Genomic DNA, 16,438 nt, shown 5'->3' on the forward strand with positions numbered 1-16,438 from the left:
TAAATGAGGGGCATTTTTTCAATTTTATATGGTAAAATGTTACTATCACATATTATGGGGATGAATCACATTATGTCTATTTCAACTTTAGCTCTCTTATTATTAGCAGAAGTACTCGTCGCCATTATTCTCATCGGTATTAGCATTGAAATTTGTAGTTATGGATGGAAAAAACCGAATGGAATTAAGTACTTTTGTCTCTTAATTTCACTCCTTCTCGGAACAGCTAGCATACTAGGACTTCTCGTTGCACCCGCATATTTCTTCTTACAACTTATAGAAAAAGGCTTATAAGAAAGGGTGATATTATGATTACAGTGAAACATATTGATGCATCTGAAACATACTTATTACGCCAAAAGGTTTTGCGTCCCAATCAATCATTAGAAGATTGTAAATACGATTCAGATTACGAAACAGACGCCTTTCATTTAGGTGCATTTCTACATGATGAACTTGTTAGCATCGCCTCTTTCTCTAAAGAAATACATCCTGATTTAAAAGCTGGTAACCACTATCGTCTACGAGGAATGGCAACATTACCTAATTTCCGAAACCAGCATGCTGGCAGCTCCTTAATCCGTAAAGCTGAACAAGTCCTCCAAGAACGCGAAGCAAATATTCTATGGTGTAATGCCCGAATTACCGTAGCGGATTATTACAAACGATTAGACTTCCATGAGCATGGTGAAATCTTCGAGATTGATCCAATAGGACTACATAAAGTAATGTATAAAGAAATATAAGAAAAGCTTTCTGCATATTGCAGAAAGCTTTTCTTATATTTCTTTTTCACTTTTTATTTTTTTCATATATATGTATATAAACAAACTAGGAATTAAAAAGCAAACAAACATAATAAGTCCTGTTATACTAATTTCCTTTATCGAAATATCCGGTGTTACAATGATACAAATAGCTAAAATCCCAATAACAATCCCTACTGGAATTAATAATAGTTTCATGAAATAACTACGAGATACTCCCCCTGTATGCTCATACACTTCCACCGAATTTTTTAAGTTTAAAAAGTTAATAACTATTATCCCGCCCATAAATACCATTAATAAATCCGAAACACTTTCATACCCTGCCCCTTGCAAGACGTAACGGTAAAAAACAATGCCTAGTATGACGACATTTTGTAAGATGAAAGCCAATCTAATATGTTTTAATCCCTCAATCATTAAACGTTCATCTTTCACGATTTTCACCCTATCACTCCTTTTCCTCCCAAAACAAATCATTCAATGTTTTATCTACTGCATAACAAATTTTCAAACATAAATCTAAAGATGGATTGTATTTCCCCTTCTCAATTAAACTAATTGTTTGCCTTGTGACGCCTACGTTTTCTGCTAATTGTTGTTGTGTTAAATCTAACTGAACACGTGCGACTTTTATTTTACTTACAGCCATTCATGTTCCTCCTCTGCCTTTATTGTAATATATATATTCCATTAAGTAATTTATATTTTACGTAATTGATTTGTTTTTTTCACTTTATTATACACAAAAAAGGAGCCTCTCATAAGAAGACCCCTTTCCTATCTCTATACTATAAGAATAAATGACATCCAAATAAAATTGTAAATAAATATAGTAACGGATGTACTTCCATCCCTTTCCCCTTCACAATTTTTAATACTGGATACACTAAAAATCCAATTGCAATTCCATTTGCAATACTAGACGTTAACGGAATACCAACGAAAATTAAAAATGCTGGTAATGCATCTTCAAATTCATTCCAATTAATATCACGAATGCTTTGTGCCATTAAACTACCTACAATAATTAATGAAGGAGCTGTAATAGCAGCTACACTTGATAAAGACGCGATAACAGGGCTGAAAAATGCCGTTATAATCGTTAGACCAACAACTACAATACCTGTTAATCCAGTTTTACCACCTGCAGCAATACCAGCTGACGATTCAATCGTTGCTGCTGTTGGGCTTGTTCCGAAGATAGAACCTGTCGTTCCGCCAATCGCATCTGCAATAAACGCTTTGCCAAAACGTTTCTCTGTATTATCTGTAATTAAACCAGCTTGTTTAATTAAACCGAGTAATGCACCTGTCGTATCAAATAAAAGTACAAGTAAAAATGAAAATACAACACCATATAATCCATACTGAATTACATCTGAAAAAGCATTGATTGGATTTGAAACGATAATACCCTCTGGTAAATGAGGCATCGCTACAATTTTATCCTCAAACTTCAGTTGCCCCGTAAAGAAGGCGATAATTCCTGTCACAATCATACTAATAAATAATGCACCACTCACACGTAATACCATTAATACTGCCGCTAAAATTAAACCAATTAAAGTTAAAATAACGGCTGGAGAATGAAAATCACCAATCGTAACTAAGTTAGATGGATGATCCACGATAATTCCAGATAGACGTAATCCAATAAAAGCAATAAATAGTCCAATTCCACCTGCAATTGCATGTTTTAAACTGTCAGGAATTGCGATAATTAGCTTTTGCCTAAATGAAGTGAAAGATAATAAAAGAAAAATGATACCTGTTACAAATACTGCCGAAAACGCAATGACATACGTAATCCCCTCTGCCTGTTGAACGACAGAATAAGCAAAATATGCATTCATCCCCATAGCTGGAGCAATAACAATTGGATAATTAGCTAAAAACGCCATACATAGCGTCCCAATAACTGTCGCAATAATAGTTGCCGTAAACGCTTGATCAAATGGTACACCTGCATCAGATAATATTTTCGGATTGATGACAAGAATATACGCAAATGTAAAAAAAGTTGTGATGCCCGCTAAAAGCTCTTGCTTCACAGAAGTGTTATATTTTTGTAATTGAAACATGGCTATGTACCCTTCCTACACCTGAATTATTATCACACATTCTTTTCTTACTAGTATGTGAGAAAATATAATACTTAATCTTAACAATCAATAAAAAGAAGAGTCAATATATTCTCTAATAGTGAGAATTTTAAGTTTAAGTCTGACAAATTCAGATGTAGTACAGTTCATTTTGATTATTTTTGTAGCATAACAGATATAAATGTTTTATAATTTGAAATAGTTAAATATTTAGGCAACTCATTCTACAAGGGGGATTCTTCTTATGCAGCACACAAACAAATCTGGAACTTTAAATCGAGGTTTAAAAGAACGACATATTACTTTAATGTCACTCGGTTCGGCTATTGGCGTTGGGCTATTTTTAGGATCTGCTTCTGCTATTAAACTAGCTGGTCCTTCCATCTTACTAGGTTATATGATCGCTGGACTCGTTATTTTTTTCATTATGCGAGCGCTCGGAGAAATGGCAATTGAACAACCGGTTGCCGGCTCTTTTAGTAAATATGCTAATGATTATATCGGCCCACTTGCTGGCTATATTACTGGTTGGAACTACTGGTTCTTATGGGTTGTTACTTGTATGGCTGAAATTACGGCGGCTGGAATTTACATGCAGTACTGGTTCCCAGATATCCCGCGCTGGACTTGGGCACTACTCGCTCTATTATTAATGAGCGCTTTCAACTTCTTATCAGTAAAAGTATTTGGAGAACTTGAGTTTTGGTTTGCTCTCATTAAAATTGTCACAATTATCTGTATGATAGTGATTGGCTTTGGTATTATTCTATTCGGATTTGGAAATGGCGGCGTTGCAACTGGTATTTCAAATCTTTGGGAACATGGGGGCTGGTTCCCAAATGGCTTCTCTGGATTATTGCTTTCCTTACAAATGGTATTATTCGCTTATCTAGGCGTTGAACTAATTGGTGTTACAGCTGGTGAAGCTCAAAACCCGAAGAAAACACTCGCAAAAGCTATCGATAACGTATTTTGGAGAATCCTAATCTTTTACGTCGGGGCATTATTCGTTATGATGGCAATTTATCCATGGAACGAACTTGGCGAGAAAGGAAGTCCATTCGTATTAACATTCCAACAAATCGGCATTGCAAAAGCAGCAGGTATTATTAACTTTGTTGTATTAACAGCTGCACTTTCTTCTTGTAACGGTGGTTTATTTAGTACAGGGCGTATGCTATTTACACTAGCACAACAAAAGAAAGCACCTGAACGATTTGGACGTTTAAATAAAAATGGCATTCCAAGTCAAGGTATTATAGCAACTGCGATTGTTTTACTCGTTGGCGTTATATTAAACTATCTTGTTCCTGCAAAAGTGTTTACATGGCTAACTAGTATTTCAACTTTCGGGGCAATTTGGACTTGGGGTATAATATTAGTCGCTCAAATTAAATTCCGTAAAGGATTACCAACTGAGAAAAAAGACAAGCTAACGTATAAAATGCCTTTACATCCATTAAGCTCTTACTTCTCACTTGGCTTCCTCGCACTTGTACTAGGTATTATGGCGTATTCAGAAGATACACGAATTGCATTAATCATTGGCCCAATTTGGCTTATCGGCTTAGCTATCGTGTATTACATGAAAGGGTTTCATAAGATCGATGAAACACCTAATTCAAAAATTAGTTAAACAAGCTATCCCTTCCTTATTAATTGGAAGGGATTTTTTATTGCCTATATAAATATTTCTCAACAAAATTCACGGTATTTTTACAATTTTTTAATATTTTTTACGTTTTCTGTCTTTATTTTTCCAGAAAAATAAATTACATTATTAAAGCACATATATTTATTATTAGGGGGATTCTTCTATGAAGAATAAAAAATGGATTACATTTTCTTTAGCAACAGCAATTACACTTAGTATGGGGAGTTCGTTCATACCGTCTACTTATGCCGAAAGCTCTGTAGACCCAGCTCCTGAAATTGCTGCAAAGGTTGTAAATCAAAACAATGGGAAGAAAGTATTATTCGATAATACGCACGGTCAAACTGCCGGGACAGCTGACTGGGTTATTGATGGCGGCTTTTCTGATTTCGGAAACGGCATTGCCCAAAACGGATATCATGTAAAAGAACTTCGTAAATCAACACCTATTACATACGACGACTTAAAAAATTACAACGTGTTTATCGTTCCAGAGGCAAATATTCCTTACAAAAAATCTGAACAAGACGCAATGTTACAATACGTGAAAAATGGCGGCAGTATTTTCTTCATTGCCGATCATTATAATGCAGATCGTAATAAAAACCGCTGGGACTCCTCAGAAGTGTTCAATGGATATAGACGCGGGGCATGGGATAATCCAGCAAAGGGAATGTCTAATGAAGAAACAACTTCACAAGCTATGCAAGGAGTAGAAAGCTCTGATTGGCTATCCGATAATTTCGGTATTCGCTTCCGTTACAATGCACTTGGTGATGTTTCAGCTAAAAATATTGTCTCACCTGTGCAATCATTCGGAATTACAACTGGCGTTTCATCTGTAGCAATGCATGCCGGCTCTACCCTTGCGATTACAAATCCAAAACTAGCGAAAGGCCTTGTATATCTTCCAGAAAATCCATCAAAATGGAATAACGCTGTTGATAGCGGCGTTTATAACGGTGGTGGCGTTGCAGAGGGGCCTTATGCTGCTATTTCGAAAGTTGGCCTTGGAAAAGCAGCCTTTATTGGTGATTCTTCTCCTGTTGAAGATGCTACGCCAAAATATGTTCGCGAAGATTCAGGTCAATCAAAGAAAACTTATGATGGTTATAAAGAAGAAAACGATGCTGTTCTATTAGAAAACATCGTGAATTGGTTAGCGAAGCAAGAAACATTTACAAGCTTAGATCAAGTGAGTGGTTTACAGCTTGATGCCCCTACAGCTCTACAAACATTTGAACAACCAAGTTTATCAACAGAACCACAACCAGAACCTTGGAGTGCACCAAGTCAAGGTTACCAGTGGTTCAATACAAATACTTTCAAACCAGGTTCATACGGCTATAACGGTGCAGTGACAACGAGTGATTACGTAATTACTCACCCTAGCATTCTACCAAACAATGAAGTGTTCCAAATGACGATTCAAGTAAATAACTTATTACCAAATACAACGTACAATAATTATTCTTTAGGTATTTTCACAACTGGCGGAACACAGGTAGCAAAAGTTCAAAATACAAATGGCACTTGGCCGTCTTCTTTCGGATATAGCAGTACATTCTCTTTCATAACAAATAACCAAGGATCTGCTGAAAAAATTGTGAACGTACAACTTGCCCCAAATACAACTGGACAAGCAACACTTCGCCTAAGACAAAACACAACAGCTAAATATAATGAGGCTGTAACGATTGGTAAGAATTAAAGTAAAGTAAAGTAAAAGAAAAGGCAATCCGTAAAGGGATTGCCTTCTTCTCACTTCTCTTCTTTTGAGAAAAACATTCTTGAAATAACGATACCTATACTACCTACGATTAAGAATAACACCGCCCTAATCATCATCGACACCTCTGGTAGGTCGAGAAGGAATAACTTCCCTACTGTTACTACTAATACGACTAATCCAGCATATAATATTTCGTTCATCTGTCTATAACGGCCAAACCAAACTGCAAATAAAGCATATACCATCCATAATAATGATACAGATACGCTAATTATACTTCCATCTGTAGAAAGAACTTCACCGATCCTAGTAATTGTAATAAACACAATAACCATTAACGAGTAGAGCGCTATAGAGTACACATATTTACCAAAACTCGCTAACACTTCTTTCGCTTGTCTCATGCAATAATAGAACGTTCCTATTAAAATAATATGAGCGACAAACCCTGCTGAAATGAACTCATCAAACGGGCTAAAAATCGTCTGCACCATTCCAATCGCATAAATCGTTGCACTTACATACAATTTAATATTTTGCTTTACTTTAATAGCAGTAACCATACCGAGGAAACCTTGTAACAATAATACGATTGCTGCATTCACCAAACTGTACTCGTATAAAATTGCTAAACTAAATGACCCCATTGCAAATCCAAATATTAGATTTGAAAATACAGAATGTTTATTCTTCCTATATTCAAGTACAAACATAACAGCATGCACAAATGCACTTATAACTAATCCCCACGTTGTAAATTCAGGAATTTGGGAGATAGCTAAAATAAAGAAAACTGCATTCGCACTAAATATCGCCAATCGTGCTTCTTGTATAAAACTTCTCTCCGAAAACATATGCCAAAATAATAGTAAATGAATTGCACCGTATACAACTGTTAACTGTACTTGCACATTCTCTACTAATATTGACATAACAACAAAGAAGACAAATAGGACAATTGCCGCAACAACATAAGAAATCATATACAAGTACTTATAACGGTTTCTCAATGCATACCATAATAGGCTAATTGTTAATATCGTCTCATAACTAAAGAAAATATACGTATTAGGAGTCGTGCTATTTAACAAGAAAGGAACAAAAAATGCTCCCACCGCCACGAAAATAGCGAGATATTCCGATCTATATCTTTTCGCTAAATAAATCCCTAAAATAACCCATACAATATTACAGATAAACGCAATACTTGCAGGAATAAACTCATATAAATAATGTGCCGCAAACGTTGTTAAAACAATACCTGTAATACTTCCTCCAGCTAATACTAATCCTAACGATTGCCGCTCTCGTTTAATTTGAATATCCCCTATATAATACAAACCGATAGATAAGGCGATACCAAACACAATTCGTATCGCTGGTGTTAATAAACCAGCATCTACCCCTGCTTTAAATAACCAAATAACGCCAAGTAGCATAATACCGACAAATATACGCGGCAACCATGTTTGGCAAAACTTAATAATATTGAATGGTTCCGGTTTAAAAACAGATATATTTACTTGTTTTTCCTCAACTTTTTGAACAGGCTCTTTGATTTTCACTACATCTTCTTGTAACTTTTCATTACTTACCGCTTCAATATATTCTTTCTTTTCCTTATTAACATTTTGTTGAACTTTATCTACTTCTATTTTTCTTTGTTTCGCTTTCAATTCATAAAGTGTCTCTTGCATCGTTTCAATTGCCGTTTCGAGTGCTTCTATTTTCTTATTCAAATCCTCCTTCATACGCTCCCCCCTCATCACTCATGTAAAAGCTATATATTACCAATTACCCTTATCATACTATTAGTCTATTCATGTTCGATACTATTTTTCAAAAAAAAGAAAGGTGTTTTCCGAAATAGGAAAACACCTCTTACTTATTTATTCTTATTTATAGCAATACTAGCAATCATACCGAGGCAGGCACCTACAAATGCCGGAACAATCCAACCTACACCTTCTGTATAAAACGGAAGAACTTTTAGTAGTGGTGTCCATTTATTCATCAGTACACTTTTGTTTAAAATATCAATCGCACTAAATAACGCTACGATTCCAATCGTGACCGAATATACGTATACATACTTTCCAATATACTTATGGAATAACCCTAAAATAATAAGCGTTAGTGCAACTGGATAAATAAATCCCAGAATCGGTACCGATACTTTTAAAATTTGCGTTAATCCTAAATTAGCTAAAACCATACTAACAAAACTTAATATAAATGCCCAAACTTTATAAGATACTTTCGGAAATACACTTGCAAAAAACTGACTACAAGACGTAACCAGCCCAATTGAAACACATAAACATGCGATAGTAAAAATAAGGCCTAATAATACTACTCCGCCTTGTCCAAATAATGTCGTCATAACTTGTGCTAACACTTTCGCACCGTTATCAAATGTACCCAATGAACCACTAATTGAACCAACATATCCAAGAATGACATAAATAATAGTTAGTAATAGTCCTGCTCCAATACCAGCAATACTCATATATTTCGCTAAACCTTTATCATCCGCTACACCTTTTGCACGCAGAGCATTTGCAATAACAATCCCAAATATTAAAGCTGCTAACGCATCCATCGTTAAATATCCATCTAAAAATCCTTGGAACATAGGAGCTTGTCCATAATTTCCTGCAGGCTCTTTCACACTGCCTACTGATGTAAACATACTTTTTATAAATATAATAGCAATCATACATAATAATAAAGGCGTTAACACCTTTCCAAACAAGCCCATTAATTTAGACGGTGATAAACTTAACCAGTAAACAATACTAAAGAAAATAGCCGTGTACAATAACAAAACTACGCTACCCGCTTCTGGGAACAACTGGCCTGGCCCCATTTCAAAAGCCAAACTTCCTGCACGTGGTATACCAAGACCTGGTCCAATAAATAAGTACACAATACACGGAAAAATAATTGCAAATGAAGAATGAACCCTGCCTGCTAACGTTTGAAAACTCCCTGCTTTCGCAATAGCGATAACACCTAATATAGGAAGCCCTGTTGCTGATATAATAAAACCTAACAATGCAATCCATACATGTTCTCCTGCTTCATATCCAAGGAAAGGTGGAAATATAAGATTTCCGGCCCCAAAGAACATAGAGAATAACATAAGACTAATAAGCAAAATTTCTTTTTTCTGTAACAATTTCATTTCTTTCTCCTTCTTCAATTTCACAAATAAAAAAATACGGTAATCCGCTTCCTTACAAAGAAAACATAGTCCATAGTCTATCACAAAAGAAACACCCATTCTATAGCTATTTCCCTTTTCAAATTTCTTCTGAAAAATCAACCTTTATTGACTTATAATAGTTAATAAGGTAAAATATTAATCATGCAATACTATTAACTTTGTTTTTTGCTTGTGTCAGGAGGAAAATATTATGGAATCAGCGATACAACTAGAAAGAGAACAACAAAGAAAAAAGAAACATCCTCCAGGTTTATACTTACTCTTCTTTACAGAAATGTGGGAAAGATTTAGTTACTATGGATTACGAGGATTATTAACATTATATTTAACAACAGCTTTAGTAAGTGGTGGTCTTGGGTTTAGTCCCGCTTGGGCACTCTCTATTTACGGATTTTATACTGGTGCTTGTTATTTCACACCATTGATCGGTGGATACTTAACGGACCGTTTTCTAGGCAAACGAAAAGCCATCACAATTGGTGGTATAACAATGGCAATCGGTAACCTTACACTATTTGCCTTGCAAAACCAAGTCGGTCTATACCTCGGATTAGCGCTTATTATTATCGGTAATGGATTCTTCAAACCGAATATCTCTACACTTGTTGGAGAATTATACGAAGAAAATGATCCAAAACGTGATAGTGCATTTACAATATTCTACATGGGTATTAACGTCGGTTCATTTTTAGCTCCACTCGTTTGCGGGTTTTTATCAGAAAATTTATTCAAAACAACAGTAGATGGCGTTGCTCATTTCGGATTCCGTTACGGTTTCTTAGCCGCTTCAATCGGAATGATCATTGGACAAATTTTATTTACAACACTATCAAATCGCTTCCTTGGTGATATCGGTAAAAAACCAACTCGCGATTTGCAAACGGATGCTGGACAACAAACAATAGGAAATACACCGTTAACAAAAAAAGAAAAACAACGTACAACAGTTATCGTCATTTTAACATGCTTTGTTGTCTTCTTCTGGGCTGGATTTGAACAAGCTGGTAGTTCGTTAACATTATATACAAACAAATTTGTAGACCGCTCTGTATTCGGATGGGAAGTTCCAACATCTTGGTTCCAATCGGTCAATCCGTTATTTATTATTTTACTTGCACCAGCTATTTCAGCATTATGGGCGAAACTGGCAACTAGAAAAAATGGTGACATGAAAATCCCAACAAAAATGGGACTTGGTATGATCTTACTCGGTATCGGTTATATTGTTCTTGTTATCGCTACGTTAAAAACAGGCAGTGACGAACATAACATTACAGAAAAAGCAAACTTACTATTTATCGTCTTTACGTATCTTTTCCATACGTTAGGTGAGCTATTCTTATCACCTGTCGGGCTATCAATGGTTAGTGCTCTCGCTCCAGTAAAACTTGCTTCTTTATTAATGGGAGTATGGTTAGCAAGCTCAGGTATTGCTAATATTTTAGGCGGACAGCTTGCAAGCTTCACAACTTCACTTGGATATGCTGAAGTATTCACAGTTATTGGCGCTGTGGCGATCGTTTTAGGTTGTGTTTTATTATCAATTTCTAAGAAATTAGTGAAATGGATGGATTAAAAAAAGATGAGGAATTTTCCTCATCTTTTTTTACGCTTTCTTTCCCTTTTCTATTGCTTGTTCATACAAGCCTTTATGTTCTTTATATTCACTTGGCACGAAACTCTTATAGAAGAACGAAAGCCAGCTGTCTCCTTTTTTATATCCTTCTTCTCGAATTTCCGCTGCCTTTTTATTTGATTTAAATCCTTCAGTAAACCATTTCTTTAATGTTTCATTCTTTTCATACTTAGCAGGAACTTTTAAGTCGTAGTTTTCAAATGCATATGTATATCCAGCTTTTTCCGCTGCCTTTTTAGCAGCCTTATATCCCTTTTCATACGCGGTTTCATATACTTTCACATATGTATCCTTTTCAGTATTTCCAGGTTTCTTTTCAGCTAATTCTTTACCAGCCTTTTCACCAAGTTCCGCTTGTTCTTTTTCAATCTTTTCGGTTCTCTCTTTATTACCTACTTGGAAACCTTCTGTAAAGTTCACCTTAAACTCAGGAGTAATTTGACTATCGTCCATTGCTTCTTGTGTTAACCCTTGCTCTTTTCCTTTTTCAAAATGCGTTTTCTTCTGCTCTTCTAAAGACCAAGATGCAGCATAAACGGTTTTGAATGCTTCTTTATATGTATCTGATTTTCCAGCTAAATGTGCTTCCGCATCATTTTTCCCTGCTTTAAAATCAGTCTCTCCACTTTTTTGTCCCTCAAGCTGCCCTTTTTCCATATCAGCTTGACGCTGTGCTTCCTCTCGCTTACGTGCCTCTTCAGCTTTTCTTTGTTCTTCAGCTACACGTTGTCTCTCTTCCTCTGCTTTTCTTTGTTCCTCCGCTACACGTTGTCGCTCTTCTTCTGCTTTACGCTGTGCCTCTGCGGCACGTTGTTTTTCAGCCTCAGCATTGCGCTGCGCTTCTGCTTGTCTTTCAGCTTCTACAGCACCATTGTTATTAGAGCTTGGAGCTGGACTCGTTGCACCGCTACTAGAAGCTGGTTTATTGTGATAATGATATTCCCCGTACTGTAATCCCCATTTCTCACAATTTGTACGACACGTATGTCCCCCATTAGCATCTGTACGCCCTGGATGCGCATAGGTTGAAATTGGAGCTACCAATAACGCTACACTTGTTGTTAAAAGAAGTTTCTTCACCTGTTGTTTCACTCTTGTTCCTCCCAAAATCTTAAATTCTAACTTTATTATACATAAATAGAAAAATACTTAAATACCAACTAAAATATTCTATTATTTCTCAACATTAGTAAAAAAGAAGGTCAACTCTTTAAAGAGTTGACCTTCTTTTTTACTTCTTCGCCTTCGTTCCTACTAAATCACCAGCAACAACGTAACGCTTAGAATTATCTTTCACAGATACACATGTAATAAGCGTTATCTCATCTTTCCCATGATCCTCTACAACTTCCCATTTATCAGGAGTTACTTCAGATACACCAGTAACCGCATATTCATATTCGTTTTCATTATCATACAAATACATTTTATCGCCTTTTTTCAAAGTTGCTACATCACTAAATAAAACACCTTTTTTAGACATGTTATGTCCTGCTAATGCATAATTTCCTTTTCCCATTACTTGATTTTCTTTTACTGTTGCTGCACCTGATAATAGGTTTTTCTCAGTAGAAGATTTTAAAACAGGAAGTTCTAATGAAACACTCGGGATCGAAATACGACCAATTACTTGTTTCTTATCTAATGATGCATTCGCTACTTCTGCCAAGTCTGGTTGATCAATTTTCGAAGCATCTACAAATTCCGTCTCATGTTTTTCATAATCCATCTTTTGAACAGCCTGTACATTTTTAGTCTGTTTTTTTTCAGCCTGATATCCATCATAAAATGGCTTTCCGATTAACACACCACCTACAACAAATAGAAGGATTGCTACTATACTATAAATTCTTTGCTTATTCATATACAATTCCTTTCCCTTACAAAATCTTACTCTATATAAAATGATAAGATAATATTGCTATATGTACAAGTGTAAGCTGAAAAGAAACCTTCTTGCCGATGCAAGAAGGTTTCTTTTTAAGCGATTTTATTTCGATATAAGGATACGTGAAAAATCGTCATTTGAATAAAGAAAATACTAAATGCAATATATATCGGATATGCAGGAACATATAGATTAGCAATTGGAGAAAGAGTTAAAAAACCAACCGCACAAGGCAACACGTACCATAGTGACATAAATGTAGTACGACAAGCCTTTTCTGTAATTGCCTTTTCTCTCTCATCCTCTTGAGGAAATAATAGTGGAAACATCCAATACGAGAGCTCTTTATATTTTTTCTTTTGAATTTTATAAAGAACAGTCGATACAATACCAAATATTAAAAGTAATCCTAGCGGCATTAAACTCAGTGAAATTTCAGATGGTACTCTCTCCGTTTGAATAAAATTAGCGACTTCAATAGTAAAATAATACAACTCAATAAACGCCCAACCTGCTAATACCATTAAAAGTACATTTAGCATATAAGAAAATACGAGTCTATTCATCCTCTTCCCCCTCCTTATTTAAAACAAACACATCTTCCATCTTTAACTCGAATACATCACAAATCGTCAATGCTAGTAACAATGAAGGAACGTAATCCCCCTTTTCAATTGCTGCGATCGTTTGTCTCGTCACTCCGACTTTTTCCGCTAATACACTTTGTGTAAAATTAAAACGCGCTCTTAATTCCTTCACTCTATTTAAAATGGTCAAATTTACCACCTCTCACCATTATTGTATGATACTCTTAACAAAATGTAAACTTAACTTAACATTATTTTTACAAAAAAAATCCAACTTTACGTTTTGTAAAGTTGGATTACGTTTTAGTTTAAAATTGTAACTTTAACATTTTTTCTGCCCCAATTACTAGACGAAGCTTTATCTGGCATTAAAACATCGATTTTGTGACCTTTAATCGCGCCACCAGTATCTGCTGCAATTGCAATTCCATAGCCTTCAACATTTACAGTAGATCCTAATGGAATAACAGATGGATCCACCGCAATTAATTTCATTCCTGGGTTTGCAGTTAGATTATAATGGCCCCATGCAGAATACACTTGTTGACCTGCTGCATAACCATTTTCAGATGGATCTGCTGTATAAGCTGTTGCGTGTACATACATTTCTTTTCCGCCAGCAGTTACTTTAGGCTGTTCAGGCTCTACTTTCGAACTATTATTAGCAACTGGTTCAGCTGGTTTATTAGCTTTTTCTTGCTTTTGCTTTTCAGCAACTTCCGCTTGCGCTTTCGCTAAAGCTTCTTGCTCAGCCTTTGCAGCTGCTTCCGCTTTTGCACGCTCTTCCGCTGCAATTCTTGCTGCTTCTTGTTCACGAGCGATTGTTTCTTGTACTGCCTTCATATTTGATTCAATTTTAGCCTTTTCTTCTGCTGCTAAATTAAGTTGGCTTGCAACCTGATTATATTTAGCTTGAACTGTTTGTAAGTTATCTTGACGTTTTTTCAAGTTATCTTGCAAATCAGCTTGTGCTTTTGCTAATTTTTGTTTATCTACTACTAAAGATGCTTCTTTTTCATCAATCTCTTTTTTATCTTCTTCAATTTGACGAAGATCTTGTTCTTGTAGACGTAAAATTTCTTTATCTGCTTCTAGAATAGTCGTAACTGCGTTCATACGTTGTATGAAATCTGCAAAGTTTTTTGATTCTACAACAACTTCTACTACTAAACTCGTATTTGAGCTATTTTGAACAGAAACCATACGTTTTTTCATAATATCCTTACGAGCAAGGACTTTATCTTCTAAAACGACAATTTCGTTCTTTTTTTGTTCAATCTGCTTATGTGTTTCATCGATTTTACGTTGAATAGCAGCTTGATCCTCTTTATTTTTTGCAATTGTATTATTTAAATTATGTAGTTCATTTTCGATACCTTGAATTTCTTTACTAACAGCTTGCTTCTCTTGCTCTTTCTTCTGCATATCTGCATCGTTTTGCTGCAATTGCTGTTGCATGTTGTTAAGTTTCTCGTCGTTTGACTCTGCTTTTACAGCGACTGTACTAGAAAGAACGATAATTCCTGCTAATACTAGACTACTGATTCGCTTAAAATAGTTCATAATCCGACTCCCTTCTTATACAGTTATACATGATTTATTTTACAGTTTGTTTACAGGACCATTAAATACAGTTTATTTTTCATGACAAAAAAAGAGAATTGTGAACAAAATGTAATAGATTCTTAAATATTTAACAATTCCTATATTTAAAAATTATAAAAAATGCTAAAATCCAAATATAGAGAAATTAAAAATCCCAAAGGCGGTTGAATTAAATAAAATGTTTACTCAAAAGAAATCACTCCAACATAAAATTGATCAACTAGAAACTCATATACATGAACTAGAAGCAGAATTAAAACAAAAAGATGTGGAAAAACAAGAAATTATATCTTCTATCCATAATCGTGTAAAAAGCGTTATGCAAGAGCACGAACTTGTAAATAGCCAACATCATACACTCCAAAACTTAATTCAACAATTGAACGCATGCTTTGAAAATGTTTCTATGCGTACTACACATTCCAACGAATTAAATAACGAAATGCTACAAAAAGAGCAAAACTTAATTCAATCTATTGAAGAAATTATCGATTGCTCTAATGAAGGAAAAGAATCCGTTCATCGCTTACTCATTGTAATTAATAGATTAGGTGAACAATCTCAACGTACTTCTAATAGTATGAATCATTTAAGCGAACGCTCTAAAGAAATTGAACAAATTGTAGAAGTGATTCAAAACATTGCAGCACAAACAAATTTACTAGCGTTAAATGCAAGTATTGAAGCTGCACGTGCTGGAGAACACGGTAAAGGATTTGCTGTTGTTGCTAATGAAGTAAGAAAACTAGCTGAAAGTACAGCTGAAAGTACAAAAAACATCGGTAACTTAACGAAAAAAATTCAAGAAGAAATTGAAAAAGCATATGAAAATACAAAAGATAATTTACATTTAGTTGATGAAGGTGTAGAAATGAGCGCTGATACTAACGCTAGAATTGAAAATATTTTAATGATGATTCAAACATTACAAAGTGGCGCTACAAATGTTATTAAAGCTATCGAAAACCAAAAATCTTGTAATGATGATATATTAAGAGAATTTGCAAACACTCAACAAATGTTCCAAAAATTAAATACTACTATTATGAGCCATATTCATGATGCTGAAAAAGTCGATGTTCAATTGACTAAAGGTCTTCAAGAAACAGTATCTTCTCATTAACAATAAAAACCCCTTATATTTGAAGTGAACCCCGAAAACGGGACACATATCAAAACACCTAAACCATCTGTTCCCTAAATTCTTTAGGGGATAGGTGGTTTAATTTTTCTTG

15 protein-coding genes and 1 pseudogene are annotated in these 16,438 nt (G+C 35.1%); 6 read left to right on the forward strand and 10 right to left on the reverse strand.

Translation table 11 applies throughout. The annotated features are described in order from the left end of the window. The first annotated feature begins 3 nt into the window (after positions 1–3). Positions 4–294, forward strand: coding sequence for a DUF4022 family protein (locus ABH957_RS28365; protein ID WP_113937931.1), 291 nt, complete (start codon positions 4–6; stop codon positions 292–294). A gap of 14 nt (positions 295–308) precedes the next feature. After that, the gene (locus ABH957_RS28370; RefSeq protein ID WP_113937930.1) at positions 309–746 is read left to right on the forward strand and encodes a GNAT family N-acetyltransferase; all 438 of its coding nucleotides are present in this window, start codon (positions 309–311) and stop codon (positions 744–746) included. Positions 747–779: 33 nt separating this feature from the next. Here ABH957_RS28370 and ABH957_RS28375 read toward each other — a convergent pair whose 3' ends face one another. The 3 genes from ABH957_RS28375 to ABH957_RS28385 form a co-directional block, all read right to left on the reverse strand. Then, positions 780–1,214, reverse strand: a complete 435-nt coding sequence (locus ABH957_RS28375) for a hypothetical protein (RefSeq protein WP_113937929.1) — start codon at positions 1,212–1,214, stop codon at positions 780–782. A gap of 4 nt (positions 1,215–1,218) precedes the next feature. Then, positions 1,219–1,419, reverse strand: coding sequence for a helix-turn-helix transcriptional regulator (locus tag ABH957_RS28380; RefSeq protein ID WP_113937928.1), 201 nt, complete (start codon positions 1,417–1,419; stop codon positions 1,219–1,221). A 139-nt stretch (positions 1,420–1,558) separates the two neighbouring features. Continuing rightward, the gene (locus ABH957_RS28385; RefSeq protein ID WP_002029772.1) at positions 1,559–2,851 is read right to left on the reverse strand and encodes an NCS2 family permease; all 1,293 of its coding nucleotides are present in this window, start codon (positions 2,849–2,851) and stop codon (positions 1,559–1,561) included. A 265-nt stretch (positions 2,852–3,116) separates the two neighbouring features. Between ABH957_RS28385 and ABH957_RS28390 the strand changes: the two genes are divergently transcribed. After that, a complete protein-coding gene (locus tag ABH957_RS28390) occupies positions 3,117–4,508 on the forward strand; it encodes an amino acid permease (RefSeq protein ID WP_002125290.1) in 1,392 nt (463 codons plus the stop codon). A 181-nt stretch (positions 4,509–4,689) separates the two neighbouring features. After that, positions 4,690–6,237, forward strand: a complete 1,548-nt coding sequence (locus ABH957_RS28395; protein WP_113937927.1) for a DNA-binding protein — start codon at positions 4,690–4,692, stop codon at positions 6,235–6,237. 50 nt (positions 6,238–6,287) lie between these two features. On the opposite strand, the gene ABH957_RS28400 is transcribed toward ABH957_RS28395, so the two are convergent. After that, positions 6,288–8,009 carry a DUF2339 domain-containing protein gene (locus ABH957_RS28400; RefSeq protein WP_404457200.1) on the reverse strand — a complete coding sequence of 574 codons (1,722 nt, stop codon included), beginning with the start codon at positions 8,007–8,009 and terminating at the stop codon, positions 6,288–6,290. Positions 8,010–8,143: 134 nt separating this feature from the next. Next, complete coding sequence (gene brnQ1, locus ABH957_RS28405) at positions 8,144–9,445, reverse strand: branched-chain amino acid transport system II carrier protein BrnQ1 (protein ID WP_395923019.1); 1,302 nt, start codon at positions 9,443–9,445, stop codon at positions 8,144–8,146. Positions 9,446–9,677: 232 nt separating this feature from the next. Between brnQ1 and ABH957_RS28410 the strand changes: the two genes are divergently transcribed. Then, positions 9,678–11,063 (forward strand): peptide MFS transporter, encoded by a 1,386-nt coding sequence (locus tag ABH957_RS28410; RefSeq protein ID WP_002090906.1) that lies wholly within the window; start codon positions 9,678–9,680, stop codon positions 11,061–11,063. A 30-nt stretch (positions 11,064–11,093) separates the two neighbouring features. Here ABH957_RS28410 and ABH957_RS28415 read toward each other — a convergent pair whose 3' ends face one another. From ABH957_RS28415 to ABH957_RS28435, 5 genes are all read right to left on the reverse strand, one after another. Next, positions 11,094–12,215: a YHYH domain-containing protein gene (locus ABH957_RS28415; RefSeq protein ID WP_404457197.1), complete on the reverse strand. Its 1,122-nt coding sequence runs from the start codon at positions 12,213–12,215 to the stop codon at positions 11,094–11,096. Between the two features lie 139 nt (positions 12,216–12,354). Continuing rightward, entirely contained in the window at positions 12,355–12,987 is a 633-nt protein-coding gene (locus ABH957_RS28420) for a class A sortase (protein WP_078206595.1), read from the reverse strand. A 116-nt stretch (positions 12,988–13,103) separates the two neighbouring features. Further along, positions 13,104–13,577 carry a hypothetical protein gene (locus ABH957_RS28425; RefSeq protein ID WP_061675087.1) on the reverse strand — a complete coding sequence of 158 codons (474 nt, stop codon included), beginning with the start codon at positions 13,575–13,577 and terminating at the stop codon, positions 13,104–13,106. Then, positions 13,570–13,788 (reverse strand): helix-turn-helix transcriptional regulator, encoded by a 219-nt coding sequence (locus ABH957_RS28430; protein WP_002167109.1) that lies wholly within the window; start codon positions 13,786–13,788, stop codon positions 13,570–13,572. Before ABH957_RS28430 ends, ABH957_RS28425 begins: the two co-directional genes overlap by 8 nt. 113 nt (positions 13,789–13,901) lie before the next feature. Further along, the gene (locus ABH957_RS28435; RefSeq protein WP_404457195.1) at positions 13,902–15,161 is read right to left on the reverse strand and encodes a 3D domain-containing protein; all 1,260 of its coding nucleotides are present in this window, start codon (positions 15,159–15,161) and stop codon (positions 13,902–13,904) included. 661 nt (positions 15,162–15,822) lie between these two features. Here ABH957_RS28435 and ABH957_RS28440 point away from each other — a divergent pair. Beyond that, a pseudogene (locus ABH957_RS28440) lies at positions 15,823–16,326 on the forward strand (methyl-accepting chemotaxis protein); the annotation flags it as partial. Between the last annotated feature and the right edge of the window lie 112 nt (positions 16,327–16,438).

Source organism: Bacillus sp. RC242, from assembly GCF_044908245.1.
In the GTDB taxonomy this organism is placed as follows: domain Bacteria; phylum Bacillota; class Bacilli; order Bacillales; family Bacillaceae_G; genus Bacillus_A; species Bacillus_A mycoides.

What these genes read in the sequence shown, in the direction of transcription:
- ABH957_RS28370 (WP_113937930.1), top strand. Translation starts at nt 309, where the DNA reads ATGATTACAGTGAAACATATTGATGCATCTGAAACATACTTATTACGC.
- brnQ1 (WP_395923019.1), bottom strand. Translation starts at nt 9,445, where the DNA reads ATGAAATTGTTACAGAAAAAAGAAATTTTGCTTATTAGTCTTATGTTA.
- ABH957_RS28390 (WP_002125290.1), top strand. Translation starts at nt 3,117, where the DNA reads ATGCAGCACACAAACAAATCTGGAACTTTAAATCGAGGTTTAAAAGAA.
- ABH957_RS28435 (WP_404457195.1), bottom strand. Translation starts at nt 15,161, where the DNA reads ATGAACTATTTTAAGCGAATCAGTAGTCTAGTATTAGCAGGAATTATC.
- ABH957_RS28425 (WP_061675087.1), bottom strand. Translation starts at nt 13,577, where the DNA reads ATGAATAGACTCGTATTTTCTTATATGCTAAATGTACTTTTAATGGTA.
- ABH957_RS28395 (WP_113937927.1), top strand. Translation starts at nt 4,690, where the DNA reads ATGAAGAATAAAAAATGGATTACATTTTCTTTAGCAACAGCAATTACA.
- ABH957_RS28420 (WP_078206595.1), bottom strand. Translation starts at nt 12,987, where the DNA reads ATGAATAAGCAAAGAATTTATAGTATAGTAGCAATCCTTCTATTTGTT.
- ABH957_RS28410 (WP_002090906.1), top strand. Translation starts at nt 9,678, where the DNA reads ATGGAATCAGCGATACAACTAGAAAGAGAACAACAAAGAAAAAAGAAA.
- ABH957_RS28380 (WP_113937928.1), bottom strand. Translation starts at nt 1,419, where the DNA reads ATGGCTGTAAGTAAAATAAAAGTCGCACGTGTTCAGTTAGATTTAACA.
- ABH957_RS28400 (WP_404457200.1), bottom strand. Translation starts at nt 8,009, where the DNA reads ATGAAGGAGGATTTGAATAAGAAAATAGAAGCACTCGAAACGGCAATT.
- ABH957_RS28385 (WP_002029772.1), bottom strand. Translation starts at nt 2,851, where the DNA reads ATGTTTCAATTACAAAAATATAACACTTCTGTGAAGCAAGAGCTTTTA.
- ABH957_RS28365 (WP_113937931.1), top strand. Translation starts at nt 4, where the DNA reads ATGAGGGGCATTTTTTCAATTTTATATGGTAAAATGTTACTATCACAT.